This is a genomic window from Xanthomonas sp. DAR33341, from assembly GCF_003992815.1.
GTDB lineage: Bacteria > Pseudomonadota > Gammaproteobacteria > Xanthomonadales > Xanthomonadaceae > Xanthomonas > Xanthomonas cissicola.
Genome location: NZ_QEYV01000009.1, coordinates 12,884 through 39,792 on the forward strand (window position 1 = coordinate 12,884; position 26,909 = coordinate 39,792).

Annotated in this window: 20 protein-coding genes and 1 pseudogene; 13 read left to right on the forward strand and 8 right to left on the reverse strand. The window is 65.7% G+C overall.

Annotation, left to right across the window (positions count from 1 at the left end):
* Positions 1–210: 210 nt before the first annotated feature.
* From sucC to EO156_RS00115, 5 genes and pseudogenes are all read left to right on the forward strand, one after another.
* Positions 211–1,380, forward strand: a complete 1,170-nt coding sequence (sucC, locus tag EO156_RS00100; RefSeq protein WP_005915812.1) for an ADP-forming succinate--CoA ligase subunit beta — start codon at positions 211–213, stop codon at positions 1,378–1,380.
* 24 nt (positions 1,381–1,404) lie between these two features.
* Positions 1,405–2,280 (forward strand): succinate--CoA ligase subunit alpha, encoded by an 876-nt coding sequence (gene sucD, locus EO156_RS00105; protein ID WP_005921370.1) that lies wholly within the window; start codon positions 1,405–1,407, stop codon positions 2,278–2,280.
* A 173-nt stretch (positions 2,281–2,453) separates the two neighbouring features.
* Positions 2,454–2,704, forward strand: a pseudogene (locus EO156_RS24245) (hypothetical protein).
* Between the two features lie 54 nt (positions 2,705–2,758).
* Positions 2,759–3,130 (forward strand): endonuclease domain-containing protein, encoded by a 372-nt coding sequence (locus EO156_RS00110; RefSeq protein WP_016850707.1) that lies wholly within the window; start codon positions 2,759–2,761, stop codon positions 3,128–3,130.
* Positions 3,131–3,152: 22 nt separating this feature from the next.
* A complete protein-coding gene (locus EO156_RS00115; RefSeq protein ID WP_016850706.1) occupies positions 3,153–4,793 on the forward strand; it encodes an NAD+ synthase in 1,641 nt (546 codons plus the stop codon).
* 18 nt (positions 4,794–4,811) lie between these two features.
* Here EO156_RS00115 and EO156_RS00120 read toward each other — a convergent pair whose 3' ends face one another.
* Positions 4,812–5,789, reverse strand: coding sequence for a hypothetical protein (locus tag EO156_RS00120; protein WP_016850705.1), 978 nt, complete (start codon positions 5,787–5,789; stop codon positions 4,812–4,814).
* A 288-nt stretch (positions 5,790–6,077) separates the two neighbouring features.
* Positions 6,078–6,959: an outer membrane protein assembly factor BamD gene (locus tag EO156_RS00125; RefSeq protein ID WP_016850704.1), complete on the reverse strand. Its 882-nt coding sequence runs from the start codon at positions 6,957–6,959 to the stop codon at positions 6,078–6,080.
* Positions 6,960–7,079: 120 nt separating this feature from the next.
* Between EO156_RS00125 and rluD the strand changes: the two genes are divergently transcribed.
* From rluD to EO156_RS00145, 4 genes are read left to right on the forward strand one after another with little or no spacing between them, the layout of a single operon-like run.
* On the forward strand, positions 7,080–8,075 hold the full coding sequence (gene rluD / locus EO156_RS00130) for a 23S rRNA pseudouridine(1911/1915/1917) synthase RluD (RefSeq protein ID WP_003488615.1): 996 nt from the start codon (positions 7,080–7,082) through the stop codon (positions 8,073–8,075).
* 1 nt (position 8,076) lies between these two features.
* Positions 8,077–8,889 carry a peptidoglycan editing factor PgeF gene (gene pgeF / locus EO156_RS00135; protein WP_026007152.1) on the forward strand — a complete coding sequence of 271 codons (813 nt, stop codon included), beginning with the start codon at positions 8,077–8,079 and terminating at the stop codon, positions 8,887–8,889.
* A gap of 20 nt (positions 8,890–8,909) precedes the next feature.
* Positions 8,910–9,416 (forward strand): DUF4166 domain-containing protein, encoded by a 507-nt coding sequence (locus EO156_RS00140; RefSeq protein WP_005915793.1) that lies wholly within the window; start codon positions 8,910–8,912, stop codon positions 9,414–9,416.
* A complete protein-coding gene (locus EO156_RS00145) occupies positions 9,403–9,837 on the forward strand; it encodes a thiol-disulfide oxidoreductase DCC family protein (RefSeq protein ID WP_005921375.1) in 435 nt (144 codons plus the stop codon). The genes EO156_RS00140 and EO156_RS00145 overlap by 14 nt, the downstream gene beginning before the upstream one ends.
* Before the next feature lie 152 nt (positions 9,838–9,989).
* Here the strand turns inward: EO156_RS00145 and EO156_RS00150 are convergent, their stop codons facing one another.
* The 6 genes from EO156_RS00150 to EO156_RS00185 all read right to left on the reverse strand — a co-directional run bounded on the left by EO156_RS00150 (position 9,990) and on the right by EO156_RS00185 (position 22,263).
* Complete coding sequence (locus EO156_RS00150) at positions 9,990–11,858, reverse strand: methyl-accepting chemotaxis protein (RefSeq protein WP_016850701.1); 1,869 nt, start codon at positions 11,856–11,858, stop codon at positions 9,990–9,992.
* Between the two features lie 718 nt (positions 11,859–12,576).
* The gene (locus EO156_RS00160) at positions 12,577–15,015 is read right to left on the reverse strand and encodes a glucose/quinate/shikimate family membrane-bound PQQ-dependent dehydrogenase (protein WP_029828368.1); all 2,439 of its coding nucleotides are present in this window, start codon (positions 15,013–15,015) and stop codon (positions 12,577–12,579) included.
* Between the two features lie 641 nt (positions 15,016–15,656).
* Positions 15,657–17,024, reverse strand: a complete 1,368-nt coding sequence (otsA, locus tag EO156_RS00165; protein WP_003488630.1) for an alpha,alpha-trehalose-phosphate synthase (UDP-forming) — start codon at positions 17,022–17,024, stop codon at positions 15,657–15,659.
* Positions 17,021–18,799 (reverse strand): glycoside hydrolase family 15 protein, encoded by a 1,779-nt coding sequence (locus EO156_RS00170; RefSeq protein WP_016850699.1) that lies wholly within the window; start codon positions 18,797–18,799, stop codon positions 17,021–17,023. The genes otsA and EO156_RS00170 overlap by 4 nt, the downstream gene beginning before the upstream one ends.
* 48 nt (positions 18,800–18,847) lie before the next feature.
* Positions 18,848–19,606, reverse strand: coding sequence for a trehalose-phosphatase (gene otsB / locus EO156_RS00175; protein ID WP_005915781.1), 759 nt, complete (start codon positions 19,604–19,606; stop codon positions 18,848–18,850).
* A gap of 221 nt (positions 19,607–19,827) precedes the next feature.
* Positions 19,828–22,263: a TonB-dependent receptor gene (locus EO156_RS00185; RefSeq protein ID WP_016850698.1), complete on the reverse strand. Its 2,436-nt coding sequence runs from the start codon at positions 22,261–22,263 to the stop codon at positions 19,828–19,830.
* A 226-nt stretch (positions 22,264–22,489) separates the two neighbouring features.
* Here EO156_RS00185 and EO156_RS00190 point away from each other — a divergent pair, with 226 nt between their 5' ends.
* The 4 genes from EO156_RS00190 (at position 22,490) to EO156_RS00205 (ending at position 26,899) form a co-directional block, all read left to right on the forward strand.
* The gene (locus tag EO156_RS00190) at positions 22,490–22,963 is read left to right on the forward strand and encodes a DUF3574 domain-containing protein (protein WP_005915776.1); all 474 of its coding nucleotides are present in this window, start codon (positions 22,490–22,492) and stop codon (positions 22,961–22,963) included.
* Positions 22,930–23,994, forward strand: a complete 1,065-nt coding sequence (locus EO156_RS00195; RefSeq protein WP_016850697.1) for a hypothetical protein — start codon at positions 22,930–22,932, stop codon at positions 23,992–23,994. Before EO156_RS00190 ends, EO156_RS00195 begins: the two co-directional genes overlap by 34 nt.
* 137 nt (positions 23,995–24,131) lie before the next feature.
* The gene (locus EO156_RS00200) at positions 24,132–25,733 is read left to right on the forward strand and encodes a hypothetical protein (RefSeq protein WP_003488646.1); all 1,602 of its coding nucleotides are present in this window, start codon (positions 24,132–24,134) and stop codon (positions 25,731–25,733) included.
* Positions 25,733–26,899: a lysozyme inhibitor LprI family protein gene (locus EO156_RS00205; protein WP_026007151.1), complete on the forward strand. Its 1,167-nt coding sequence runs from the start codon at positions 25,733–25,735 to the stop codon at positions 26,897–26,899. Before EO156_RS00200 ends, EO156_RS00205 begins: the two co-directional genes overlap by 1 nt.
* Positions 26,900–26,909: the final 10 nt, after the last annotated feature.

Here is a 26,909-nt window from a genome sequence, read left to right on the forward strand (position 1 = left end):
GCCGCGAGTATAGGCAGGTGCGCGGTCTGCGCAGCGCCTGCGCACAGAGTCGGCCTGCGCGCAAGCGCTGCGATCGGGCGGCCAATCCCGGGCAATTTTGCGCCGCACGGCGTGGTCGGCCACAATAGGCGGCCCGTTCGCGTCCCATGACGTGCCGCCCCGGCGGTCTGCGTTGCACGCAGCGGTCGTTTCCTTTTCCCACGGTGACGCATGAATTTCCACGAATACCAGTCAAAACAGCTGCTTGCCGAGTACGGCATCCCCGTTCCGGCCGGCAAGGTCGCGGCGACCCCGGACGAAGCGGTTGAAGTCGCCAATTCCCTGGGCAATGGCCCCTGGATGGTGAAAGCGCAGATCCACGCGGGCGGCCGCGGTAAGGCTGGCGGCGTCAAGTTCTGCAAGACCACCGACGATGTGAAGGCCGCAGCCGCCAAGATGCTCGGCACCAAGATGTCCACCTACCAGACCGCCGGTGTCGAGCTGCCGATCAACCTGGTGCTGGTCACCACCGCCGGTGAGATCGTCAAGGAGCTGTACCTGTCGATCCTGGTCGACCGCGGTACCAAGACCATCACCTACATCGCCTCCAGCGAGGGTGGCGTGGAGATCGAGCAGGTGGCGGCCGAAACCCCGGAGCTGATCCACGCGCTCAATGTCGATTTCGTCGAAGGCGTGCAGGGCTACCACGGCCGCGATTTCGGCTTCAAGCTCGGCCTGAACGCCAAGCAGGCCGGCCAGTTCGCCAGCATCATGGTGAACCTGTACAAGCTGTTCAACGAAAAGGACCTGGCGCTGGTTGAAATCAACCCGCTGGCGATCCTGGACGACGGCAACCTGTACGCGCTGGACGGCAAGTTCGACAGCGACGACAACGCCGCGTTCCGTCAGAAGCAGCTGGTCGCCATGCGCGACAAGACGCAGGAAGACGAAACCGAAGTGACCGCTTCGGAGCTGGACATCAACTACGTCACCATGGACGGCAACATCGGGTGCATGGTCAACGGCGCAGGCCTGGCCATGGCCACCATGGACGTCATCAAGCTCAATGGCGGCGAGCCGGCGAACTTCCTGGACGTGGGCGGCGGTGCGAACAAGCAGCGCGTCATCGAAGCGTTCAAGCTGATCCTGTCCTCGGACAAGGTCGAAGGCATCTTCGTCAACATCTTCGGCGGCATCGTGCGCTGCGACATGATCGCCGAAGGCATCATCGCCGCAGTCAAGGAAGTGGGCGTCAAGGTTCCGGTCGTGGTGCGCCTGGAAGGCACCAACGTGGAAGAAGGCAAGCAGCTGCTGCGCGACAGCGGCATGGCCATCATCCCGGCCGACAACATCAACGACGGCGCCAAGAAAGTCGTTGAAGCTGTCAAGAACGCCGCCTGATCCACGCCACCGAAGGAATTATCCATGTCCGTTTTGATTAACAAGAACACCAAGGTGATCGTGCAGGGCTTTACCGGCCAGCAGGGCACCTTCCACGCCACTCAGATGGTCGAGTACGGCACCCAGGTCGTCGGCGGCGTGACGCCCGGCAAGGGCGGCACCACCCATATCAATCTGCCGGTGTTCAACACCGTCGCCGATGCGGTCGAGGCCACCGGCGCCGACGCCTCGGTGATCTACGTGCCGCCGCCGTATGCGGCCGATGCGATCCTGGAAGCGGCTGCGGCTGGCATCAAGGTCATCGTGTGCATCACCGAAGGCATCCCGGTGCTGGACATGCTGCGCGTCAAGAACGTGCTGACCCGTTCGCATCCGGACACCGTGCTGATCGGGCCGAACTGCCCCGGCGTGATCACCCCGGGCGAGTGCAAGATCGGCATCATGCCGGGCCACATCCACAAGCCGGGCAAGATCGGCATCGTCTCGCGTTCGGGCACGCTGACCTATGAAGCGGTCAAGCAGACCACCGAAGTGGGCCTGGGCCAGAGCACCTGCATCGGCATCGGTGGCGACCCGATCAACGGCCTGAACTTCGTCGACTGCCTCAAGCTGTTCAATGAAGACCCGCAGACCGAAGGCATCATCATGGTCGGCGAAATCGGCGGCGACGCCGAGGAAGCCGGTGCCGAGTACATCAAGAACCACGTCAAGAAGCCGGTCGTCGGCTTCATCGCCGGTGCTTCGGCGCCGGCCGGCAAGCGCATGGGCCATGCTGGCGCGATCGCATCGGGCGGCAAGGGCACGGCCGAAGGCAAGTTCGCGGCGATGGAAGCCGCTGGCGTCAAGACCGTCCGTTCGCCGGGCGATCTGGGTGCGGCGATCGCTGCGCTGGTGAAGTAAGCACGCCCCACGCGCAAGCGTGTGAGCGTCAGAAAGGCCGCCTTCGGGCGGCCTTTCTTGTTGTTGGGGCGTGGCGGCTTGCCCTCATCCGCCCTTCGGGCACCTTCTCCCGCAGGCGGGAGAAGGGAGTGGCGAGCGCAGGTGTGAGTGTTGTGGCGATAGGAGCTACGACTGTGCAGCATCAGCAGAAGCAGAAGCAGAAGTAGCAGTAGCAGTAGCAGTAGCAGAAGTAGCAGTAGCAGAAGTAGCAGTAGCAGAAGTAGCAGCAGCAGCAGCAGCAGCAGCAGCAGTAGCAGTAGCAGAAGGTTATACGCAGACCGATCCACCGACTGCCATTCGCCCTGGATTTCCCCTCTCCCGCGTGCGGGAGAGGGGCAGGGGTGAGGGCGCTTTCCTTACACCCGCCAACGGCCGCAGCCGATAGCGAGCAGTGGCGCTCTACACCAAGCTGTGAGCTCCCCAGACCTGGGAGCTTCCGATGCGCACCGGTGAAAAGATCCGCTTTGCAAAAACCTTGCGGCGCGAGATGACCGCTGCCGAGCGTTTGCTTTGGTACCGCCTGCGTGATCGGCGTCTGTTGGGATTCAAGTTCCGCAGGCAGTGTCCGGTCGGCCCGTATGTCGCCGATTTCGCCTGCCTGGAACGTGCGCTCATCGTAGAACTTGACGGCAGCCAACATCTGGAGGCGCCCTCCGATGCCGCGCGCGAGCCCTTCCTGCACCGAAAAGGCTTCCAGTTGCTGCGCTTCTGGAATAATGAAGTGCTGGCGCGCACCGATGCTTTCTGCGACGCGATTGCGCAACGGCTGTGCGTTGCCCGCTTCTCTCTTCCTCCTTCCGGCGTTCGGTAGGAATCTGCAAAAGGCTGCCGATATGTCCCAGACCCTCCGCATCGCCATGGCCCAGTTCGACTTCCCGGTCGGCGGCGTGACGCAGAACACCGATCGCATCATCGAGTACATCGCAGCGGCGCGCGACGAGTTCGAGGCCGACATCGTGCTGTTTCCCGAGTTGGCGATCAGCGGGTATCCACCGGAAGACTTGCTGTTAAGGCCGGGATTCCTCGCTCATTGCGAACAGGCGCTGGCACGGATTGCGGCCGCCACGCGCGGCATCGTGGCAGTGGTCGGCTGGCCGCAAAGCGCGGGCAGCGTGGTCTACAACGCCGCCAGCGTGTTGCGCGACGGGCGGATCGAAGCCACCTACCGCAAGCGCGAATTGCCCAACTATGCGGTGTTCGACGAGCGTCGTTATTTCGACGTGGACCCGGATGGCGAGAACTGCGTGGTCACGGTCAAGGGCGTGCGGGTGGGCGTGGTGATCTGCGAAGACCTCTGGTTCGCCGAGCCGTTGGCCAACACGGTACGGGCGGGCGCGGAGTTGGTGCTGGTGCCTAACGCCTCGCCCTACGAGCGCGGCAAGCATGCGCAACGCGATGCATTGCTGGCCGAACGCACCCGCGAGAGCGGGGCGGCGATTGCCTATCTCAACGTCGTGGGCGGGCAGGATGCACTGGTGTTCGATGGCGCCTCGGTGGTGGCCGATGGCGACGGCACCGTGCACCCCGCCGCTGCAGCCTTCGTGGACCAGTGGCTGGTGGTGGACTACGCGGCCGGCGAGCGCAGCTTCACTCCGGTGGTGTGGGTGGATGACGGCGACGAGAGCATGGACGCGCTGGCCTGGCGCGCGGTGGTGCGCGGGCTGCAGGACTATTGCCGCAAGAACGGCTTCAGCAAGGTCTGGCTGGGCTTGTCTGGCGGCATCGACTCGGCACTGGTGTTGGCGATGGCGGTGGATGCGCTGGGCGGCGACAACGTGACCGCCGTGCGGTTGCCGTCGCGCTACACCGCCAATCTGTCCAACGACCTGGCCGACGAGCAATGTCGCGCGCTGGGCGTGAAGCTGGAGACCATCGCGATCGAGCCGGCTTTCGAAGGCCTGCTCGGCGCGCTGGGGCCGATGTTCGACGGCACACAGCCGGACATCACCGAAGAAAACCTGCAGTCGCGCAGCCGTGGCGTGATCCTGATGGCGCTGTCGAACAAGTTCGGCGGACTGGTGCTGACCACCGGTAACAAGAGCGAATACGCAGTGGGTTACGCCACCATCTATGGCGACATGTGCGGTGGCTACGCGCCGCTCAAGGACCTGTACAAGACGGAGGTGTTCGGCCTGGCGAAATGGCGCAACACCGTCGGCGGCGCGCCGGTGATTCCGCCAGCGGTGATCTCGCGCCCGCCGTCGGCCGAGTTGCGCGACAACCAGACCGACCAGGATTCGCTGCCGCCGTACGATGTGCTCGACGGCATCCTGTATCGCTACGTCGATCAGGAGCAGTCGCGCGACGACATCGTTGCGGCAGGCTACGCGGCCGATACCGTCGAGCATGTGCTGCGCCTGGTACGGCTCAACGAGTGGAAGCGCCATCAGTCCGCGCCCGGGCCCAAGGTGTCGCGGCGTGCATTCGGTCGCGAACGGCGCTATCCGATCACCAACGGATATCGCGGGCAGTAGTGCGAACGGCTAATCCGATCACTCGGCTGACGCCGTGGCTGCCGCTGCGGTGGCCGGCGGCTGGGCGAACCGCGTGAGCAGATCCAGGGGCGGTTTTGGTCGGGCCAGGTCGTACATCAGGCCAAAATGGCCTTCGGGCCCCTGGATGGTGGCCTGGTCCAGTAATTCATAGACATTCACCTCGGCCACCACGTCGGCGTAGTTGTCACGCACGTTGCGCAATAGCTGCGCCAGGCTGTCGTAACAGCCCCGATCACCTGCGGTGCCCCCAGTGGTGCTGCCTGTATAAATCTCCGCACAGTTCAGCTCGTTGAAGAACACCGGGGTGTTGTAGGTACGTGCGGCAGTGCGCAGCTGGCCCAGGTACAACGCGCTCCAGTAGCCGGCATCCTGGTGGAAGGCGTAATAGTGGAAGCTGATGTGGTCGAAATTGAAGCCGGCCGCCTTGGCCTTGGCCAGGAACCACAGCGAGCCATTGCGGTCGCCGGGGCAGCGTGCGTTGGCGCTGCGGTCGTCGCTGTTGCAGGCGGTGATGTTGATGGTGAAGCGCAGGCCGGCACCCAGTTCGTTGGAGGCCTGGCGCATGCCCAGGTACATCGTGGTCATTGCCGCGATGCGGGCATCGGCCTCGGCGCGCACCAGATCCTGTTCGTTGCCGATCTCCCAGACCTTGATGTCGGCCGCATAGCGGCGTGCCAGCTGGTAGCCGATCTCGCGCGACATCGGGTAGACCATCGGGCGCAGGGTGATGCCGTACTTGCGCGCCAAGGGAACTAGCGCATCCAGCGTTGCGTAGTCGCGCGGGTCGACATCAAACCGATAGCTGCGCAGGTTGCGCGCTGCCAGCAGTTTGAAGCGGGCCTCGGCCTGGGTCATGGCGTAGCCGGGACGGCTGTCGTGCGCGTTGACGCCGTAGACGATGGGGGCTGCGGTGGCGCTGACGGTCGCGGCAGCCAGCGAGAGCATGAGCAGCAAAGCGATGATGGTACGAGACATGCGGCTTCCTTGGCTGGCGCTCGCAGGAGTCGGAGCTGGTTGGGGATGAGTATAGACAGGGGACCCGGAGGCATTTGGTGACCTGGGACCGGTTCCAGGATGCGCACGCGCGCGACTCCGGCAATGCGTCTGCGCGCAGGGGAAGCGACTGAAGGCTGCAGGTGCGTCGGCGGCGGCAATCGCCGCCGTGTCGTCGTCGGTACTGCACTTGCCGTGCTGCCGTCATCGTCGCCGCAACAAAAAAGAGGCCTTGCGGCCTCTCTTCGGTCATGCGCTGCGCCTGATATCTCAGTCGCGATTCATCTGCGAATTGCTTTGCCCGGTCGCGGCGGATTTTTCGCCGGCAAACGGGTTGAGCTTGCGGATGGCCCACGGGTATTTCGGCCAGTTGCCGGTCAGCCACGGGTGCTGCGGGTCGTTGAGCTCCAGCACGCGGCGTGCGTCGGCTGCCAAGGTCTTGTTGCCCAGGTGCGTGTAGGCCTCTGCCAGCACCGCGACCGCGTCGTACTGGAAGGCGCTCTGCGGATAGGTTTCGAGCAGGTAGTTGGCACGACCGGCGGCCGACACCCAGGCATCGCGGCGCAGGTAGTACAGCGCGTTGTCCAATTCATGCTGGGCGAAGATGTCGCGCAACTCGATCATGCGCTTGCGTGCGTCGGCGGCGTAACGGCTGTTCGGGTAGCGATCGGTGACGGTATTGAAATCGTTGTAGGCCTGCTGCGGCGAAGACAGGTCGCGGCGGCTCGGGTCCAGCGACCATACGCGGCGCAGGAACACCGTGTCGCGGTTGCTGTTGGCCAGCCCGCGCAGGTAGTACAGATAGGAGATGTTGCGGTGGGTCGGGTAGGTACGGATGAAGCGGTCGACGCTGGAGACGGCGTCGTCGTGCTTGCCGGCCTTGTACTGGGAGTAGGCGGTTTCGATCATCGCCTGCTCGGTGTACGGGCCATAGGGGTACTGGGCGATCAGGCGCTTGTAGCTGGCTTCGGCGCCGGCCCAGTTGCCTTTCTCCATCAGGTTATGACCCTTGCCGTAGAGCTGCTCGACCGGCATGCCCTCGTCGGGATTCTTGTCCTTGGCGCCGCGGTGGCAGCCGGTGACGACGAACGCCATGACCAGCATGAGGGCAATCAGGCGCGCAGGCGCGGAAAACGTGGACCGTCGGATCATGGGTCTGGGCAGGACGCATCAGGAAAACGAGAGCGCGATGATAGCCTAGTGGCCTGTCCGGCGACTGACTCCCGCCGCCCGGACCCCCAAATTCCCGCTTTTGCCCGAGTGCCCGTGTCCATGTCCGACCCATCTGCCGAACCCCTCGACCCGTCCATCCGCCAGGCGATCGTGCCCGACAACGCCGCCGGACGCCGTTTCGACGCAGTGCTGGCCGAGCTGTTCCCGGAATTTTCGCGCTCGCGGCTGTCGGAATGGATCAAGTCCGGCGACGCGCTGCTGGACGGCGAAATGGCGCGCCCGCGCGATACCTTGCGCGGCGGCGAGAGCGTGCAGGTGCAGGTGGTGCTGGAAACCCAGACTCACGCCGCGCCGCAGGACATTCCGCTGAGCGTGCTGTACGAAGACGAGCAGGTGCTGGTGATCGACAAGCCGGCCGGCCTGGTGGTGCATCCGGGCGCCGGCAATCCGGACCGGACCCTGGTCAATGCGCTGCTGTTCCGCGACCCGGCGCTGGCCTCGGTGCCGCGCGCCGGGGTGGTGCATCGCCTGGACAAGGACACCAGCGGCGTGATGGTGGTGGCGCGCACCGTGCAGGCGCAGACCGCGCTGGTGGAGCAGCTGTCCGCGCGCGAGGTGCATCGCCAGTATCTGGCCGTGGTGGTGGGCGCGCTGGTCTCCGGCGGCACCGCCAATGCTCCGATCGATCGCCACCCGCGCGACCGCCTGAAGATGGCGGTGCGCGACGATGGCCGCGATGCGGTCACGCATTACCGCCTGCGCGAGCGCTTCCGTGCGCACACCGCGCTGGAATGTCGGCTCGAAACCGGGCGTACCCATCAGATCCGCGTGCACATGGCGCACCTGAAATCGCCGATCGTCGGCGACCCGCTGTACGGCGGCGCGCTCAAGCTGCCCAAGGGCGCCACCGATGAGCTGGTGCACGAACTGCGCACCTTCAAGCGCCAGGCGCTGCACGCTGAAACCCTGGAATTCCTGCATCCGGTCAGCGGCGAGCCGGTCCGCGCCAGCGCGCCGGTGCCGGCTGATCTGCAGCGCCTGATGACCGTGCTGCGCGAAGACAGTGCACGCGCCGCCGAGCTGGCGCGCCGCTGAGATGTCCATGGCTGCGCCCTTCGTCCTGCCAGCCGACTGGCCGGTGCCGCCGCGCATCCGTGCGCTGACCACGCTGCGTCACGGTCTGGGCGGCTCGCTGCCGCCGTTCGACACGCTCAACCTTGGCAACCGCAACAGCGCCGAAGGCGATGTGCCCGAGCAGGTGGAGCGCAACCGAGCGCTGCTGGCCGCGGCACTGCAGCTGCCGAGCACGCCGCATTGGCTGCGGCAGGTCCATGGCGTGGACGTGGTGCGGCTGGATGCACCGTCCGCTGCGCCCGATTCCACCGACCGCGCGGCGGACCAGCGACCAGGCGCACACGAACCGGTCGCCGATGCTGCCGTGACGTCGGTGCCTGGCGTGGTACTGGCAATCCTCACGGCCGATTGCCTGCCGGTTGTGTTCGCCGCCGTCGATGGCAGCGAAGTTGCTGCTGCGCATGCCGGTTGGCGCGGGCTGGCCGACGGCGTGCTGGAGCGCAGCGTGGCCGCAATGCGGACGCCACCGCAGCGACTGGTGGCCTGGCTGGGGCCGGCCGCGGGACCGCAGGTGTATGAAATCGGCGAGGACGTGTTCGACGCCTTCGTTGCGCACGATGCACAGGCGCAACGCGCGTTTGTCGCCACGCGCCCGGGGCACTGGCGGGTGGACCTGTATGCGCTGGCACGCCAGCGGCTGCAGCAGGCCGGCGTGCCGGCCGATGCGGTGCATGGCGGCGGGTTGTGCACCATTTCCGATCCACAACGTTTTTTCTCGCACCGTCGCGATCGCCGCAGCGGACGCATGGCCACACTGGCCTGGATTGTCCCCTGAACACGCCACTGTTCGCACAGGTGCTGGGGCAGGACGCGTTCGCGCAACTGCCTGCGCCAGTGCGCGCGCTGCACTCGGTGCGGCAGCGGCAGCGCTTTGCCGGGCGCGCCCAGATTCAGCGTGGTGGACATGCGCTGGTGCCGTTGCTGGCGCTGTTGAGCCGTCTGCCGCGTAGCGGCGAGGTGGCGGTGGAAGTGGACTTTCTGGCCGACACGCACGGCGAGCGCTGGCATCGGCGCTTTGACGGCATGCCGATGCATTCGCGGCTATGGCGCCATGGCGAAAACTTGCGCGAACACCTGGGTGCGGTGCGCTTTGAATTTTCGCTGCAGGCCGATGCGCAATCGTTGTATTGGCAGGCTACTCGCGTGTGGGCGTTCGGGATGATTCGCTTGCCTGCACGCTGGTTCCGGCAGGTGCGCTGCCGCGAGCATGCCGACGGTGGCCGTTACGGGTTTCTGGTGGACGTGCAGTTGCCGCTGGTAGGACCGTTCATTCGTTACGAGGGCTGGCTTGAACCGCGCTGATCAATCGCCTGTTGCGCCGCCTGCGGCGCGCGCCACCATCGTCTTCGACGGCGTGTGCCTGCTCTGCAATGGCTGGGTCAAATTCCTGCTGCGCCACGATCGGCATGGGCGCTATCGCTTTGCTGCCATGCAAGGGCAAGCCGGGCGCGCACTGTTGCAGCAGCACGGTCTGGACCCGGACGACCCCCTGTCGTTTCTACTGGTGGACGCCACCGGTGCCTGGACCGACAGCGACGCGATCGTGCGCGTGCTTGCGGGATTGGGCGGACTCTGGCGGCTGAGTGGGGTGCTGCGCCTGGTCCCACGTCGCGTGCGCGATCTTGGCTACCGGCTGATCGCACGCAATCGTTATCGCTGGTTCGGCCGCAGCGATCACTGCATGCTGCCCACGCCCGAGCAACACGCGCGGTTTCTGGACTGAGGCACTACACGTGCGTCGTGCGCGGCGATTGGCTGGCGCACCCGGCGATCCCGACCAATGGCGCGTAGGAGCGCGCCTGAGCGCGAGGAGCATTCCGGGGAACGCCCGGTCGCGCCCGGGCGCGCTCCTACGAATGGCTACGCATGCCGGGCTTATGCCGCGTTGTGGAAGCTGGCGCGCGCGATGTTGGAGGCGCCGGGGCGCGCGTCGGACTGCAGGCGGAAGATCGAGACCGCATCGGCCAGTTCCACCGCCTGTTCTTCCAGGCTGCGCGCGGCGGCGGTGGCTTCTTCCACCAGCGCGGCGTTGCGTTGGGTCACTTCATCCAACTGCGCGACCGTGCGGTTGACCTGCTCGATCCCGCTGGACTGCTCGGCGCTGGCCGAGGTGATCTCGCTCATGATGTCGGTGACGTGTTTGACCGAGCCGACGATCTCGCGCATGGTCGCGCCGGCGCGGTGCACCAGGCCCGAACCCAGCTCCACCTTGTCGGTGGAGTCGGCGATGAGCGTCTTGATCTCCTTTGCCGCATCGGCAGAGCGCCGCGCCAGTGCGCGCACTTCCGAGGCAACCACCGCAAAGCCTCGGCCCTGTTCGCCGGCACGCGCGGCTTCCACCGCGGCGTTGAGCGCCAGGATGTTGGTCTGGAACGCGATGCCGTCGATCACACCGATGATCTCGCCGATCTTGCGCGAGGCGGTGCTGATCTGGCCCATGGTGGCGACCACCTCGTCCATCACCTGCCCGCCGCTCTGCGCCACGTCGCCGGTGCCGACGACCAGGCGATTGGCCTGCAGCGCGCTCTCGGCGTTCTGCTTCACGGTGGAGGTGAGCTCTTCCATCGAGCTTGCGGTTTCTTCCAGATTGGCCGCCTGTTGCTCGGTGCGCTCGGAAAGATCCATGTTGCCGGCGGCGATTTCCACCGCGGCCTGGCGGATGGTGTCCGATGCGGCCTGGATGCCGCCGATGATCTCGGTGAGGCGGGTAACGGTCTGGTTGGTGTCGTCGCGCAAGCGCGCGAAGATACCGTGCGCATCGCCGTCCACGCGCTGGGTGAGGTCGCCTTCGGCCAGTGCACCGATCACGCGCGCCAATGCGGCCAGATGGGTTTCCACCGAGTCGTAGATGCGGTTGATGCCTTGCGCCAGGGTCAGCAGCACACCGTCCATGCCGTCGATCTGCATGCGGCGGCTGAAATCGCCGGCGGAGGCGGCGTCGATGATCTGGATCAGTGCCTGCTCGGCGTTGACCTGCGCGGTGACGTCCATCCACTGCGCGATGGTGCCGAGCTTGGTGCCGTCGGCGGCGATGATCGGGCTGTAGACGAAGTCGATCTGGCGGCCGAAGAACGGCGCACGCACGGCCTTGGAGGCATTCAACGCGCGCATGCGGTCGATCGCGGCCTGGCTGTCGGGATAGATGTCGCCGATGCTGCCGCCGACGAAGCCTTCGGCATGGAAGCTGGGACGGAAGCTCTGCACATCCGGCTCGATCAGCTTGAGCATGGCGAGCAATTTGCGGTTGGCGAACAGCACCTGGCCATCGTCGTCGGCGATGCGGATCATGGTGTCCAGATCGTCCAGCGCCTTGATCACGAACTGGCCATGGCGCAGGCCTTGCTCCATCACATCGATGCGGATGGCGAGCTTGTCCTGGGCATCCTGCAGCGCGTGCAGCAACGGTGCGAGGTCGCCGGAGGCGTTGCGCAGGTCCAGACGCTGGGTGCGTCCGTCGCCGATCGCCACCACCGCACGCATTGCCTGCTGCAACTGCGTGTCGTGACGACGGCGCGACCACCACCAGAGCCCGGCGCTTGCCGCGCCCGGCACCAACAGGGCGGGCAGCAGGCGTCCGAGCCCGCTCAGGAAGCCGCCGGGTACCAGCGTGGCGGCGTAGCAGGCGAGCAATGCCAGCACCCCGATATGCGCAGCAGCGGGCAGCCATGCAGTCCAGGTGGCGCGCGCAACGTGCCGACCGGCGGGCGGTTGGACGACGGGGGCGGCATCGTGTGCAAGCGACATAGGCTGAGTCCAGCTGGGTGATCTGAGAAGGGGGAGCGGCATCGGCAGTCCATGGCCTGCAATTGGGGTATCGGCGGCTGAGTCCGAATCATGATGATGTGAAGACGCCGTTCGTCGGAATATGGCAACCAGGTCGCGAAATAGCCTGATGTCATTGATACGAAAGCGATTTCAGTGCACCGGGTAAGCGCGCCGGGTGCGATCAAACGACCCACCACGACGACTCGATTGTAAATTTCGCGTGAAAAATGCCTGCGCGAATGCCCGGCAATGTCAGCGACCTGCAATTTGGAACGGACACATCCATCCGAGCGTGGGGCTGGCTCGGTTGTCGGCAGGGTGCGCTCTGGATTTGTAGTCGCGCAGGCCTTGGACTGTTGCGTGGGATCGCCGGCTTCGGAGCTCGGCCTGGGTTCGGACGTCTGAAACTCAGCTTTGAGAGCCAGTGCGCCTCGGCCGCGCGTCATACGCTCGGCTGACATCGCCGGCTTCGACCTGATGTGCCTTCGCCGCCCCGTGAAGCGCGCGCATAAAAAAACCGGCCGTCTCGCGACGACCGGTTTGACTGGTGCATCCGTCGGCCCTGGACCGACGGCAGGTAGCCCATGCGCCAGAGCGTTGCCGGGCGGGTGAGGCGCAGCGGCCGATGCAGTGCAGACTGCATGGGCTTGTGCGCATCAGCGCACCGCCTGGCCGCATGCGGCTTCCAGCACTGCCGTTACTTGGCAGGCGCGGCCTGCGCATCGTCGGGCAGGGCCCAGGCAATGACGCTGTCGCCCGACTTGGTTTCCATGCGGTCGTGTCCACCGACGGCGGCCACGATGTATTGCTTGCCGTTGATGGTGTAGCTCATCGGCGCTGCCTGCGGCCCGGCGGGGACGCGGGTTTCCCAGACCTGCTTGCCGGTACGGGTGTCGAAGCCGCGCATGAAGTCGTCCAAGGTCGCGCCGATGAAGGTCACCCCGCCAGCAGTGGCCAGCGAGCCGCTGTTGTTGGGCGTGCCGATCTCGAACTTGGTCTTGGACGGGATGCCCATCGGACCCTGGTCGTAACCGGTGCCCAGCGGACGACGCCAGATCACCTGCTGCGTGCGCAGGTCCACACCAGCGATGTAGCCCCACGGCGGTGCCACGCACGGGGTGTTGAGCGGCGACATCCACGGCTCCTTGCGGGCGCCGTAGGCCAGGCCCTTCTGCGCCATGTAGCCGGGGGTCTTGCTCTTGCCGTCGAACACCGACACCACGCCCAGCTCGTCCATCTTCTGGCGGGTATACACCTGCAAGGTGTAGGGCAGGCGATTGCTGTTCATCACCATGATGCCGCGCTGCAGGTCCACCGAAACGCCGCCCCAGTTGATGCCGCCGTGGTTGCCGGTGAAGGCCAGCGACCCCTGCAGGGTGGGCGGGGTGAACATGCCTTCGTAGCGCAGCTGCTTGAACTGGATACGGCAGACCAACTGGTCGAACGGGGTCATGCCCCAGGCATCGGATTCGATGATTTTTTCGAACTCACGGCTCGGCGCGCCCACGGTGTTGGGCATGCCCGGCGAGATCGGTTGCGTGGCGGCGGTCCAGTCGCCGTGGTCGGTTCCCTGCGGTACCGGAATCTGCTTGACCGGCATGATCGGCTCGCCGGTGGCGCGGTCCAGCACGAACACCTGGCCGGACTTGGTGGCCTGGATCACCGCAGCACGCGTGCCGCCGCCAGCGACCGGCCAATCGACCAGGTTCGGCTGCGGGCCGATGTCGTAGTCCCACAGGTCGTGGTTGACGGTACGGAAGTGCCAGCGTTCCTTGCCGGTGGCGGCATCCACCGCAACTAGCGAGGCGGTGTATTCCTCGTCCTGCGGGGTGCGGCCCTTGCCGAAGAAGTCGCCGGATGCATTGCCGGTGGGCAGATAGACCAGACCCAGCTCGTCGTCGGCGGCCATCAGCGACCATACGTTCGGGGTTGAGCGCGTGTAGGTCTGGCCGGCCGGCGGCTCGGCGGTGATCGCCGGGTTGCCCAGGTCCCAGGCCCAGCGCAGCTGGCCGGTGAGCGCATCGAAGCCACGCACCACGCCGGACGGCGCATCGCCTTCCTGACCATCGCGGACCTGGCCGGTCGGCTGGATCACCACACCGCGCATCACCACCGGCGGCGAGGTGGGGCCGACGAAGCCCGGCTTGGTGTTGCCGGTGCCCGCATTCAGATCGACATAGCCGTTGTTGCCGAAGCTGGTGCACAGCTTGCCGGTCTGCGCATCCAGCGCGCCGAGGCGGCCATCGACCATCGGCCAGAAGATCCGGGTCGGGCACTCGGCGGTGCCTTCGGGCGCCTGGTAGTACGACACGCCACGGCAGGTGGTGGCAGCCACGCCCGCCATCGCCTTTGGGTTGGTCTGCGGATCGAAGCGCCAGCGCTCCTTGCCGTTGGCCGCTTCCACCGCGATCACTTTCTGGGTGGGGGTACAGATGTAGAGCAGGTCGCCGACCTTGAGCGGGGTGTTCTGGAAGGCGTAGCCCAGCTTGGAGTCCTTGGGCTTGAGGTCGCCGGTGTGGAATTCCCAGGCCACCTTGAGATTCTTCACGTTGTCCGGGGTGATCTGCGCGCCGGGCGTGTAGTGGTTGGACAGGTTGGAACCCGCATAGGAGGTCCAGTTGCTGGCGTCATGATTGGCCGCGACGTTGCCGTCGGGGCTGGGCACGGTGCCGCGGCTGAAGGCCGTGGCGCTGTCGGCCGGCAGCTTGGAGGCATCGGCCAGCTCGACATTGCGCGGCATCAGCAGCGGCCACAGGATCAGCGCGGCGCCCAGGATTGGCAGCACGCCGGTCACCAGCGCATAGCTCAGGCCGGACAACGGCTGCATGCGACGACGCGCCACACCCCAGAACGGCAGCAGCACCAGCCCCAGCACCGACATCATGGCCAGGCGCGGCACCAAGCCCCAGCCATCCAGGCCCACTTCCCACAGCGCCCAGGCGATGGTACCGGCCAGCGTGGCGCCAAACAGCCAGAGCCCGGCGCGCTTGCCCAGCGCGAGCAGGACGCCCGCCAGGAACAGGGCAATACCCGCGATCAGGTAATACCAGGAGCCGCCCACGGCCACCAGGCGGCCGCCCTGGTAGGCGAGCACCGCGCCAAGCACGGCGATCACCACGGCATAGGCCACCAGCAACCAGGTGCCTAGCCCACGTTTTGAGGATTGATCAGTCATTTTGAGATGTCAGGAAGGACTCAGGCACCAGCGAGCGGTGGCGAGTCGTGGAGGGAGAGCGATCGCAGGCGCCATCACGCGGCCCGGATCTAGATACGCACGTCGAACGCTATGAACGCGCAGCCCCTCCCAGGGTCCTCAGCGCTAATCATGTGAATATTTTAGACCCCCGGACGCCCTTTGTCCGTGACGGAATAGGAACCAGCGTTCCAACCTGCACGTTTGGCACACTGGAAACACGCGGATGTTGAACGCTTTGCAGTGTGCGCGGCGTTGCCTGCAGACCTGAGTTGATATGCGCTTGCGCTGAGCGCGCCCGCGATTGCAGGGCAGAGCGTTGCGGCGCACGTGCTGTGGCCGGTTAGTGCCGCGTCGATCGCACCTGCACAGCACCTGCACACTGTCGACCTCCGACGTCTTTTCCCACTGCAATCAGGGTTCGCATGGTCAGGGGGCGCAGCTGCTCAATGCGTCGGCGTCGGGCAGCCAAACGCTCTGGAAATCGCAGACTTCACGCTGATGGCGGCCATGTCGTCCTCTGCCTGTTGGGGACCTTGTCCGCCTGAAGGAGGACAAGTCCCGGTAGGGGACGGGTCGTCGCTCTACACCTCAGAGAGCGCTTGCAGATAGCGCTGGCGCCAGTGGTTGATGTTGTTCTTGCGCAGGTGATCCATCATCGCGTGCCAGCGTTCGATGCGGCTTGCCAGCGGCATGCTTGCCGCTGTGGCGATCGCGTCAGCCACGCCATCCAGATCGTGCGGGTTGACCAGCAACGCTTCTTTCATTTCGTCGGCTGCACCTGCAAACAGCGACAACACCAGCACACCCGGGTCTGCCGGATCCTGCGCGGCTACGAATTCCTTGGCAACCAGGTTCATGCCGTCGCGCAATGGCGTGACCAGACACACCGAGGCCGCACGATAGAAGCCTGTCAGCGTGGCATGGCTGAAGTTCTGGTTGACGTAGCGCAGCGGCGTCCAGTCCGGCTCTGCATGTCCGCCGTTGATGTGGCCGGCGATCTGTTCGAGCTGGCTGCGCAATTGACGGTATTCGGTGACATCGCCGCGCGAAACCGGCGCAATTTGCAGGTAGGTCAGGCTGCCGGATTGATCCGGATACCGCTCCAGGTAGCGCTCGAAACCCTGAAAGCGCTCCGGCAATCCCTTGGAATAATCCAGGCGGTCCACACCGATGGCCAACTGACGGCCACGCAGGCTTTCGCGCAGATCACGCACCGCCTGCTTGCCGGCAGAGGCCTTGGCCTGGTGGGCAATCAGGTCGGTATCGATCCCGATCGGGAACGAAGAGGCGGTGAAGCGGCGCCCACCCGGGCCTTCCACCAGATCGCCTTCCAGAATGCGGCCACCGCCGAATAGGCGCACATAGGCCTTGAAACGTTCGGCATCGCGCTGGGTCTGGAAGCCGACCAGGTCGTATGCGTAGAAGGTACTGAACAAACGCGCATGATCGGGCATGGCCTGCACCAGATCGGCCGACGGCATCGGCACGTGCAGGAAGAAGCCCATCTTGCAGCCCACGCCCAGCTCGCGCAGCATCGCGCCGAGCGGAATCATGTGGTAGTCGTGGATCCACAGCGTGTCGCTGTCTTTCAGCAGCGGCGCGAGTTTTTCGGCAAACAGCCGATTGACGCGCATGTAGCCTTCGCGCGTGGCGCGGTCGTAATCGACCAGGTCCAGGCGGAAGTGCAGTAATGGCCACAGCGTGCGGTTGGCGAAGCCGTTGTAGTACGAATCGATGTCGCGCTTGTTGAGGTCCATGGTGACGAAGGTGATGTCGCCTTCGGTCTGCTCGTGCATGCCGCCGCTGTCGCCGCGCACGGTCTTGCCGCTCCAGCCAAACCACACACCGCCGCGCTCCTTGAGCGCCGCCAACAAGCCAACCGCCAAGCCACCGGCGCGGTTCTCGCCGGGCACCGCAACGCGGTTGGATACCACCACCAAACGACTCATGACGCCTCCTGCCAGCTCCGCGACAAGCGCATCGCTGCGATGATCAAGCCAACATGCGAATAGGTCTGAGGGAAATTGCCCCAGGCTTCGCCGTCCTCGAACGATAGATCTTCCGACAGCAAGCCGAGGTGATTGCGGCGCGAAAGGATGCGCTCGAACAATTCCCGTGCCTCGTCCTTGCGCCCGATCGCGGCCAGTGCGTCGATGTACCAGAAGGTGCAGATGGTGAAGCTGGTTTCCGGCTCACCGAAGTCATCCGGTGCGATGTAGCGGTACAGCGCATCGCCGTGCTTGAGCACGCGACCGACCGCCTCGACCGTGCGCACGAAGCGGCTGTCGTCATTGGCCACGATGCCGATATCGGCCAGCAGCAACAGCGAGGCATCCAGCCGGTGGCCGCCGAGGGTGTCGGTGAAATGACCGCGCTCCTCGCTCCAGGCCTCGTTCAACACGCGCTCGCGGATGCCGTCGGCACGTTCGCGCCAGTAGGTGCTGCGCTCGGGCAGCACCAGGCGGTCGGCGATCTTGGACAGGCGATCGCATGCCGCCCAGCACATCGCGGCGGTGTAGGTATGCACTTCGGCGCGGCCGCGAAATTCCCACAGGCCGGCATCGGGCACGTTATGCAATGCATAGGCGCGCTCGCCCAGCGGCTCAAGCCGGCGGAAGGTATCCGCATCGCCTTGATCCTTCAGGCGCAGATCGAAGAACAGCTGCGTGGACGCCAGCACCACGCTGCCATAGACATCTTGCTGCTGCTGGATCCACGCCAGGTTGCCGCGCCGCACCGGACCCATGCCGCGGTAACCGGCCATGGTGTCCACTTCGTGTTCTTCCAGCTGCGATTCGAAGCCGATGCCGTATAGCGGCTGCATGGTGCCGTCGGTGGTGGCGATATTGAAGATGTAGCCGATGAACTGCTCCATCGTGCGGGTTGCGCCGAGCCGGTTGAGCGCACGCACCACGAAGGCGGCATCGCGCAGCCAGCAATAGCGGTAGTCCCAGTTGCGCGGCGTGTTGGGCGCTTCCGGAATCGAGGTGGTCATCGCCGCGATGATCGCGCCGCTGTCTTCGTACTGGCACAACTTCAGCGTGATCGCGCTGCGAATCACCGCCTCCTGCCAGTCCAGTGGAATGGACAGGTAGCGCACCCATTCGCGCCAGTATTCTTCGGTGCGTTCCTGCGCTTCCTGCACGTAACCGGTGAGCGAGCGGGTCAGCGATTCGTCCACGCCCAGCACCAGACTCACCGGATGGCTGAGCACGAACGGCAAGCCGTCGCGGACGAAGCGCACCGGCACATCGGTGGTCAGGCGCAAGGTGAATTCCGGCAACACCCAACGGATGTGATTGCTGCCCCAGGTGGTGTCCGGCGTGCGGCCGCCCCAGTCGGCCAGCGGGCGGGCGCGCACGATGATGCGCGGGTTGCCGCTCAATGGCCGGATCTGGCGGATGATGCTGACCGGCCGATAGAAGCGCCCGTTGTTGCGCCAGCGCGGCGCGAAGTCGATGACTTCCAGCTCGCCACCGTGGCGATCGCGCAACACCGTGCGCAGCACAGCGGTATTGGGCAGGTAGTGCTGCTCGCTGCTGGCGAAATCTTCCAGTTCCACGGCGAAGTCGCCGCCTTCGGTCTTGGGCGAAAGCAGCGTGCAAAAGGCCGGGTCGCCGTCGAATGCCGGCAGGCAACTCCACACCACGCGCGCCTGACGATCGACCAATGCACCGAAACTGCAGTTGCCGATGACGCCCAGATCCAGGTTTGGCTCGGTCATGGAGTGCAAACGATCCTGTTGAAGTGAATGAGAGCAGGTGCGCTGTGCTCAGCGGCTGCGTGCGTTGCGTTGCAACCACGCGTGTACGTCGGGGGTGCCGCCGACGCGAAAGCGCGCGCTGGTCTGCGCGCGATCGCCGACGAGCACGCTCCAGCCGCCGAGCCGGTTGGCGGCGTCGAAGCCGAATTCGTCGGTAAGATCGTCGCCGACGAACACCGGCGTGCGACCGGCGAAGGTGCCGTGCTGCATTAGTTGCTCGACCGCCAGACCCTTGTTGCTGCCTTCGGGAACGAATTCCACCACGTGGTCGCCAGGCTGCAGGCGATAGCCGGAAAGCTGTGCGATTTCCTGCTGCGCGAAGGCGAGCACTTCGGGGCCGGCCTGCGGCCGGGCGCGCCAGTGCAGCGCCACGCTGGCGCCCTTGTCTTCGACCAGCACGCCGGGGTGGTGGTGCGTCAGCGCCGCGGCGCGTTGATGCAGGCCGTGCAGCCACTGGGACGTGTCTTGGGGCATTGCCGCGCGTGCCGCGAGATCGCTGCGCAGCTCATGCCCGTGCAGACCGGCGGCCGGCAGCAGCAAGGGAGCGAACAGGGCATCCAGCTGGGCGAGTGGCCGGCCGCTGACCAGTGCGACGGCGCCCTTGAGGCGCTCGCTCAGCAGGCCGATGGCCTCGCGCACGTCGGGCAATAGCTGCACCGCCTCGGGGCGGTCGGCAAAGTCGATGAGGGTGCCGTCCACGTCCAGAAACAATGCACAGGCATCGTCCAGCAATGGCGGCGACGGTAGGGGGGATTGCGCGTCTGCCATTGGGCTAGTGTGCGCAATGGGGTGTGAGATTCAGGTTATGGAACGGCGGGGATTGCCCCTTCTCCCGCTGGGGCATTGTCCTCCTTCATGGGAGGGAAGGTGCCCCGCAGGGGAGGATGGGGGTACGGGCGAAGCCTCCTGTAGTGACTTATGACGCGAGGCTTCGCCCGTACCCTCACCCCAACCCCTCTCCCGAGGGGAGAGGGGCTTAACGCCGTTGCTCAGAACGAGTACCGCACCCGCCCATACCAATACGCGCCGTTGCTGCCGATCGGCGAGAGCACGTCGTAGGGCAGGTTGCCGAAGTAGGCGATGTCGTCGATGGAACGGTCCGAGTAGTTGTCCAGAATGTTCTGCCCGCCGATGGCCAGCGTCCATTGCGTGCCCAGGTGGTATTCGGCTTCCAGGTCCAGTTGCCACTCGGCGCCGTAGGTCTGGCGCGGCACGAAGCCGCCACCGAAATCGAATACGCGGGTGGCGCTGCCGTAGCGGTTGACGCGTGTCTGCAGGTTCCAGTGCTCGTTGCTCCAGTTCGCGGCAAGCGAGGCGCGGGTGCGCGGTGCGGCGTCGGTGAGCGTGTTGCTTTCTTCCACGCCGAACAGCACGTACTCCGGGTTCAATGCAAGCAACTGGGCCGGGGTGGCAATGATGTTTTCCAGCTCGGTCTTGGCGTAGCTGTAGGTGCCGGTCAGCAGCAGGTCGCCGCCGAAGGCGTACTGGCGCCAGTTGGCGACCAGCTCGGCACCGCGGGTGCGGGTGTCGGCGGCGTTGAGGAAATAGCTGGCGCTCTGCACGCCGGTGACGCCGTAGTTCTGCTGCACGAAGCTGGTCAGCGCATCGCCGGTGATGTCTTCGGACAGCGCGATGCGGTCGTCGATATCGATCTGGAAAAAGTCCAGCGACACGTCGAAGTGATCGCCCACCTTGCTGGTGAAGCCCAGGCTGTAATTGACCGACTTTTCCGGCTTCAGATCGGTGGCGCCGAGTCCGCGCGCGATGGGGTTGTTGACCGACAGCAGGCGACCCTGGGTCAGGCGGCCGGCGGCGTCGTAACCGGTGGACGTGGCTTCATACCCGATCTGGCTGAGCGAAGGCGCACGCACGTTGTTGGAGATGGCGCCACGCAGCGCAAAGGCCGGTGCGAACGCGTAGCGCGCGGCCAGTTTGCCGGTCCATTGGCTGCCGAAATCCTGGTAATGCTCGTAGCGGCCGGCCAGGTCGGTCGAAAACTTGTCGCCGAACTGGCTGGAGACGTTGGCGTAGGCGCTGGCCACGTTGCGCGACAGGTCGGCTTCGTCCTGCGGAGTGAGCCCGCCGCCGGCCTGCGAGCCGGTGGGGCGATCGGTGAACGGGCCGGCCGCGTAGCTGGCAGGGTCGCCGGCGTGGGTGCGGTATTGCTCGCGGCGAAACTCGGCGCCGGTACCGAAGGTATGGGTAGCGCCGGCGGCGTCGAACACGCGAGTCAGGTCGAAATTGCCCACGGTTTGCGCGAAGGCGAAGTCGCCGGTCTTGAAGCGTGTGGTGCTGCCGGGCCCCAGCGATGCATTGAGCGAGTTGCGTAGCCGGTAGGTGAAGTCGTTGCGGCCGTAGTTGACGCTGGCGTCGTAATCCCAATTGCCCCATTGCCCGCGCGCACCGGCCACGAGTTGCAGGTCGCGATTCTCGCCTTCGGAAATCGGGCGGTAGCCGTTGGGATAGATCTCGCGCCAGTTGGCGCTGCTGTCCGGGTAACGGAAGTAATTGGCGCCTTCGGTATCGCGCTGGTTGTAGGTGCCGAAGGCGTAGAACTCGCCGTTGGCGCTGAACGGAACCTTGCTGTTGAGCCAGGCATTCAGGCCCTTGGTGGCGCCATCGCCGAGCACGTAATTGCGCTGGCCCCGCAGCGCCAGATTGGCCGGGGTCTGTTCTTCGAACGAGGGAATTTGGTCGAAGCCGGCGCGGTTGGTCGCCTCGCGGTTTTTCAGCTCCAGGCCGACCTTGAAGAAGCCGCCGTCGTCGCCCAGCAGCGTGCCCACCTTGGCGCTGGCATAGCTGGTCTGGCCGTCGGTGACGCGGCGGTCGATCGGCGCGACATCGGTGTTATAGGCGCCGAAGCTGGCTTCCAGTTCGCCGCGCTCGGGGTTGTCGTCCAGGATCACGTTGATGACGCCGGCAATCGCATCCGAGCCGTATTGCGCGCCGGCACCGTCGCGCAGCACTTCGATGCGCTTGATCGCGTTGATCGGGATGGAATTGAAATCCACCGGCGTGGTGCCCTTGCCGATCTTGCTGTCGGTGTTGACCAGCGCCGAGGTGTGGCGGCGTTTGCCATTGACCAGCACCAGCACCTGGTCGGGTGAGAGCCCGCGTAGCTGCGCGGCGCGGATATGGTCGGCGCCACCGGAGTTGGACTGACGCGGAAAGTTGAAGGAGGGCAGCAGCGCCTGCAGCGCGCTGCCAAGCTCGCCGTTGACCACGCCGGCCTTGCGAATGTCTTCGGCGGTGAGCACGTCCACCGGTACGGTGGATTCCAGCACGGTGCGGTCGCTGGCACGGGTGCCGGTGACGATCACGGTGTCCAGGGTGGTGGCGCCGGCATCGGCCTGCTGGGCTTGCGCGTTGGCGCTGAGCACGGCGGCGATAGCCATGCCGATCACCGAAAGGGTGGGGCGGGTCATGCTGTTCTCTCTCCTGCAACTGCAACGCGCCGCGCGGTCGGCATCCGGCCGGGCTGGGCGCAAGGGGGCGGATTGTCCACATTCATCCGGATGGAAAGATGTTATCGCGTTGTTCAGGGCGGTGCGAGATGGCACAGTGCGTGCGCGACAGCATGAGCTGATATCGGCCTTGCATGAGCCTGCCCCCAATCCTGCGCCCGCCCCCCGATCTTTTGTGGAGAAGTCGATGAAGTTGCTGCCGTCTTGCCTGCTTGCCGCCATGTTGGCGCTGACCGCTTGCGCCACCACGCCCGGCGTCACGCCGACCGCGACCACTGCCAGCCTGCAGGGCGATGCGGCGCGGCCAGCGGCGGCACGGGGTTGGGTGCGCAGCGAGTTGTATTTCGGCGTGGGCGAAGAATCCGGCCCGGCCGACCGCCCACAGACTCGCACCATCGACGAAACCCAGTGGCGCGCGTTTCTGGACAAGGAAGTGACACCGCGCTTTCCGGATGGCCTGACCGTGTTCGACGCCTACGGCCAATGGTTGTTCCGCGGCGCCAAGGAGCCGAACCGGCTGGGGACCAAGGTACTGGTGATCCTGCACGAAGACACCCCGCAACGGCGCAACGACATCGAAGCGATCCGGCTGGCCTGGAAGCAGGCCACCGGGCACCAGTCGGTGCTGTGGTCGCGGCAGCCGGTGGAGGTCTCGTTCTGAGTCGGCTGGCCGGCTTGCGCACTGCCAGGTCCGTGCGGTTGCCGGCCGCCACGCTCACCAGCGTCGATCGGCGTCTGTCGCGCGTCCTTCGGCATTGGCGCCCATCGCGTGCGCAGCCGGGGTGCGGGTGTTTGCCCACTGTTCCGAACCAGCTGCGCATGTGCTTCACCTCGTTGCATTTGCCTTCCATCCGCGCCGCTTGCGCACTGTTGATTGCGATGGCAGGCGGGCTGGCGTTCGGCGCTGCGGCAGACGACACACGCCTTCGCTTAACGCTGGATGCGCAGACCCGTGCGACCGCCACCTTGGTCGGCCAGCGCCTGCATGTGGTGCTGTCTCCCGGCGATGCCGAACAGTGGTTCGACGCGAATGTGGACGATGGCGAAGGCGGCGTGCAGCTGCGCGGCGACGACTACAACTTCGACGGGCGCCCGGATCTTGCGGTGTCGGCGATGCTGGGTCAGGTCAACGAGGCGGTCTGGGTCTTTGTGTTCGATCCTGCACAGCGACGCTTTCATGCGCTCGCTGCACCGACGCGCCCGGCGGTGCAGTGCGAAGGATTCTTCAATCTGGTTGCCGATCAACAGCAGCGCAGTCTGACCAGTTCCTGCCGCGGTGGGCCGATGTGGTATGCCGATGTCTACCGCTACGACGCTGGCGGGCGGTTGTACGTTTGGCGGACGCAGCAGCGGATCGAGTCGCCGCAGATCCAGACCTTGCTGGAGTCGGGAAGCGAGGATGGCATGCCGTTGTCGGTGTGGCCGATGTACGACCCGCGTGGCGTCAAGGTGGCAAGCGAAATCGGCACCACGCTCGAGGAACCCATGCCGGTGCAACTGCACGTACAGGTGACGCGTTTGCCGCTGTACGCCACGCCGACGGCCACCGCCACCAAACGCTATCTGGTGCGCGGCGATCAGGCCGATGCGCTGGACGTCAGCGCCGACGGCGCGCGGCTGCAGGTGCGTTATCGCAGTGCCGGCCGCAGCGACAGCGTGGGCTGGATCGATGTGGATGCGGCGATGCAGTAGCGGGCGATGGCGCCGGGCTGCCTGCTCGCGGACAGCCCGATGGCCTCTGGCCACGACACGCTCTGATCCACCGCGCCGCTGTCGCCCCTGCAGTGCAGCGGCTACCATCGGCCGACCCCCACGCTTCCTTGGTTCTCATGTCGGCTCCTTCTTCGCGTCCTGCGGCCCCGCCGCGCTGGTTCGTCGCTGGCGATCTCAATGGCTTCTTCGGCCTGGTGGTCGACAACCTGTCCATCCTCGGCTTCATCGCGATGGCCTTGGTCGGCATCTTCCAGTTCCCGGCCGAGGTGGTATTCGCGCGCATGTTCCCCGGCACCGCATTCGGTGTGCTGGTCGGCAACCTGCTGTACACCTTGATGGCGCGGCGGCTGGCCGCGCGCACCGGGCGCGACGACGTCACCGCCATGCCGCTGGGCCTGGACGCGCCCACCAGCATCGGCATGGCGCTGCTGGTGCTCGGCCCGGCATTTGCCGGTTTCAAGGCGCAGGGGCTGGACCCGCAGGCCGCCGCGATCGCCACCTGGAAACTCGGCATGGCCGCGTTGGTGGTGATGGGCCTGCTCAAGCTGGTGCTGTCGTTCGCAGGCGAAGCGGTGACGCGCGCGCTGCCGCGTGCGGCCTTGCTCGGTTCCATCGCCGGTATCGCGCTGGTGCTGATGGGCTTGTTGCCGTTGCTGGAAACGCTACGTTCGCCGGTGGCCGGCTTCGTCACCCTGGGCCTGCTGCTGTACGTGCTGCTCGCCAAGGGCCGCCTCCCGACCAAATTGCCCGGCGTGCTGGTGGCGTTCGTGATCGGCACCGCGTTGTATTACGGGCTTGGCCTGGCGGGATGGGGCGCCCCCGGCTTCGCCTTGCCGGCGTGGAATCCGCCGCAGATCGTGCTGCCGCTGCCGACGCTGGGCTTTATCGACGGCCTGCCGGCCACGGTGGCGTACCTGCCGTTGCTGTTGCCGTTCGGCTTGTTGATGGTGGTGGGCGGCATCAACGTCAGCGAGAGCGCGCGCGCGGCAGGCGACGATTACCGCACCCGCGACATCCTGCTGGTGGAAGCCTTGGCCACGCTGGTGGCCGGCGTCTGCGGCGGCGTCGCGCAGACCACGCCGTACATCGGCCAGCCCGCGTACAAACACATGGGCGCGCGCTCCGGTTATACGCTGCTGACCGGGGTGTTCGTCGGGATCGGTGGCATGCTTGGCGTGATCAGCGGCCTGGTGCAATGGCTGCCGCTGGCCGTGCTGGCGCCGATCATCGTGTATGTCTCCATCGATATCACCACCCAGGCATTTCAGGCCACGCCCAAGCAGCACGCCGGCGCGATGGTGCTGGGCTTTCTGCCGTCGGTCGCGTACCTGCTGACCATCAAGGCGCCGGGCTGGATTGCGCCGGATCAGCTGGTCGCGCTGACCACCAAGGTCGATGGCCACGGCCTGCCGGAGCTGGCAGTCATCTTCGCGCTGGGCAATGGCTTCATCATCACCGCGATGCTGTGGATCGCCACGGTGGCGGCGATGATCGATGGCCGCTTGCGACGCGGCGCGGTCTTCCTGCTGGTGGCTGCCGGGCTGACCCTGTTCGGCCTGATCCATTCGGTGGACCCGCGCGGCGGCATCTATCTGCCGTGGTCGCTGCAAGGCCTGGCGCGGGTGATCAGCTGGCAGTTCGTCGGTGCCTATGTGACCCTGGCGGCGACGCTGTTGTTGCTGTCGCTGCTGCCAGCGCGCAAGGAGGCGTTGCAGTGATTGGTCGGATGCGGGTTGTGCGGTGCATTGTGGGTGGTGCGTTAGTGCTGAGCGCTGGCGCCGCATGGTCGGCATCGTTCGACTGCAAACAGGCGGGTACGCCGGTGGAAAGGCGGCTGTGCGCCGTGCCTGCGCTCGGTCAACTGGACGATCAACTGGATGAGGCGTATCGCGGCGTGCTGGATACCGCGCCGCGTGACTCGCTCACGGCAGTACGCGATCAGCAACGCGCCTGGTTGCGCCAGCGCAATGCCTGCGCGCAGGACGCCAAGGTGGATGACTGCCTGCAACGCAGTTTGAAGGCCAGGGTCGATGCGCTGGGCAAGACACTCGACGCCCAGCAGCAAACGCTGGACCGCATCATCGCCAGCATCCCGAAAACGCCAGCGGACGCTGCGCGCCAATTGCAGGGCTACGACGCGCCGCTGGCATCGGCATGGCTGGCGTATCTGCATCACTTCGTGCCTGCCGCAGGCGTGGATGCGGCGTTGGCGAACGCGCGTTTTGAAAGCGCACGCAAGGCGCTACGCAAGACCGACGATTTCGCGGCGTCCTTGCTCGACGATGTGGATGGCGCGCCTGCCATGCAACAGCAACAGCGTGTGCTGACCCTGTTGCGCATGTGGATCGAGCGCGAGGATCGTTCCGAGCGGCCGTATGTGCACTGCTTCATCTTCGCTGCAGTGGGCGAGCCGGCCTATGACGCGTTCGGTCCGCTCTATGGCTCGACCCGCGACAGTTTCGCGCCGATCTGCGAGCCGCCTGGTGGGCTGTTCGCGCGACCGAGCTGGAAACAGCTGGATGCCGGGTTCGCAGGGCTGATCGAAGCCTTGAGCAAGGACGCGGGCACCATTCGCTACGCCAGCTACGCGGAGTGGCAAATCATCGCGCTGCGCGCTGCCGTGTCGCCGGCATTGTATCTGCAGCCGGAATTGCGCAAGCGCTACGGCAACGATCCGGATCAGGCGATTGCTGCGTGGTCCGGCGAGGACAGCGACTGGCCGGTAGCCGAGCGCAACGCCGTGCGCGCGCTGTTGCCCAAGGTGCGCGCCGAGACAGCCGCCTGGCTGGCAAGCGAAAAGCGCATGCCGGCCAGGCAGGCCGAACAGGTTGCCGCTGCCATTGTCGCGGCCTGGGTGAATGCGCGGTTGGATTTCGCGGGCTAAGTGAAGTGGA

Bases quoted from the DNA above. Each gene is read 5' to 3' on its own strand.
- EO156_RS00150 (WP_016850701.1), bottom strand. From the start codon at position 11,858: ATGTCGCTTGCACACGATGCCGCCCCCGTCGTCCAACCGCCCGCCGGT.
- EO156_RS00115 (WP_016850706.1), top strand. From the start codon at position 3,153: ATGTCCCAGACCCTCCGCATCGCCATGGCCCAGTTCGACTTCCCGGTC.
- EO156_RS00125 (WP_016850704.1), bottom strand. From the start codon at position 6,959: ATGATCCGACGGTCCACGTTTTCCGCGCCTGCGCGCCTGATTGCCCTC.
- EO156_RS00120 (WP_016850705.1), bottom strand. From the start codon at position 5,789: ATGTCTCGTACCATCATCGCTTTGCTGCTCATGCTCTCGCTGGCTGCC.
- sucD (WP_005921370.1), top strand. From the start codon at position 1,405: ATGTCCGTTTTGATTAACAAGAACACCAAGGTGATCGTGCAGGGCTTT.
- otsA (WP_003488630.1), bottom strand. From the start codon at position 17,024: ATGAGTCGTTTGGTGGTGGTATCCAACCGCGTTGCGGTGCCCGGCGAG.
- EO156_RS00110 (WP_016850707.1), top strand. From the start codon at position 2,759: ATGCGCACCGGTGAAAAGATCCGCTTTGCAAAAACCTTGCGGCGCGAG.
- EO156_RS00190 (WP_005915776.1), top strand. From the start codon at position 22,490: ATGAAGTTGCTGCCGTCTTGCCTGCTTGCCGCCATGTTGGCGCTGACC.
- otsB (WP_005915781.1), bottom strand. From the start codon at position 19,606: ATGGCAGACGCGCAATCCCCCCTACCGTCGCCGCCATTGCTGGACGAT.
- pgeF (WP_026007152.1), top strand. From the start codon at position 8,077: ATGTCCATGGCTGCGCCCTTCGTCCTGCCAGCCGACTGGCCGGTGCCG.
- sucC (WP_005915812.1), top strand. From the start codon at position 211: ATGAATTTCCACGAATACCAGTCAAAACAGCTGCTTGCCGAGTACGGC.
- EO156_RS00170 (WP_016850699.1), bottom strand. From the start codon at position 18,799: ATGACCGAGCCAAACCTGGATCTGGGCGTCATCGGCAACTGCAGTTTC.
- rluD (WP_003488615.1), top strand. From the start codon at position 7,080: ATGTCCGACCCATCTGCCGAACCCCTCGACCCGTCCATCCGCCAGGCG.
- EO156_RS00200 (WP_003488646.1), top strand. From the start codon at position 24,132: ATGTCGGCTCCTTCTTCGCGTCCTGCGGCCCCGCCGCGCTGGTTCGTC.
- EO156_RS00185 (WP_016850698.1), bottom strand. From the start codon at position 22,263: ATGACCCGCCCCACCCTTTCGGTGATCGGCATGGCTATCGCCGCCGTG.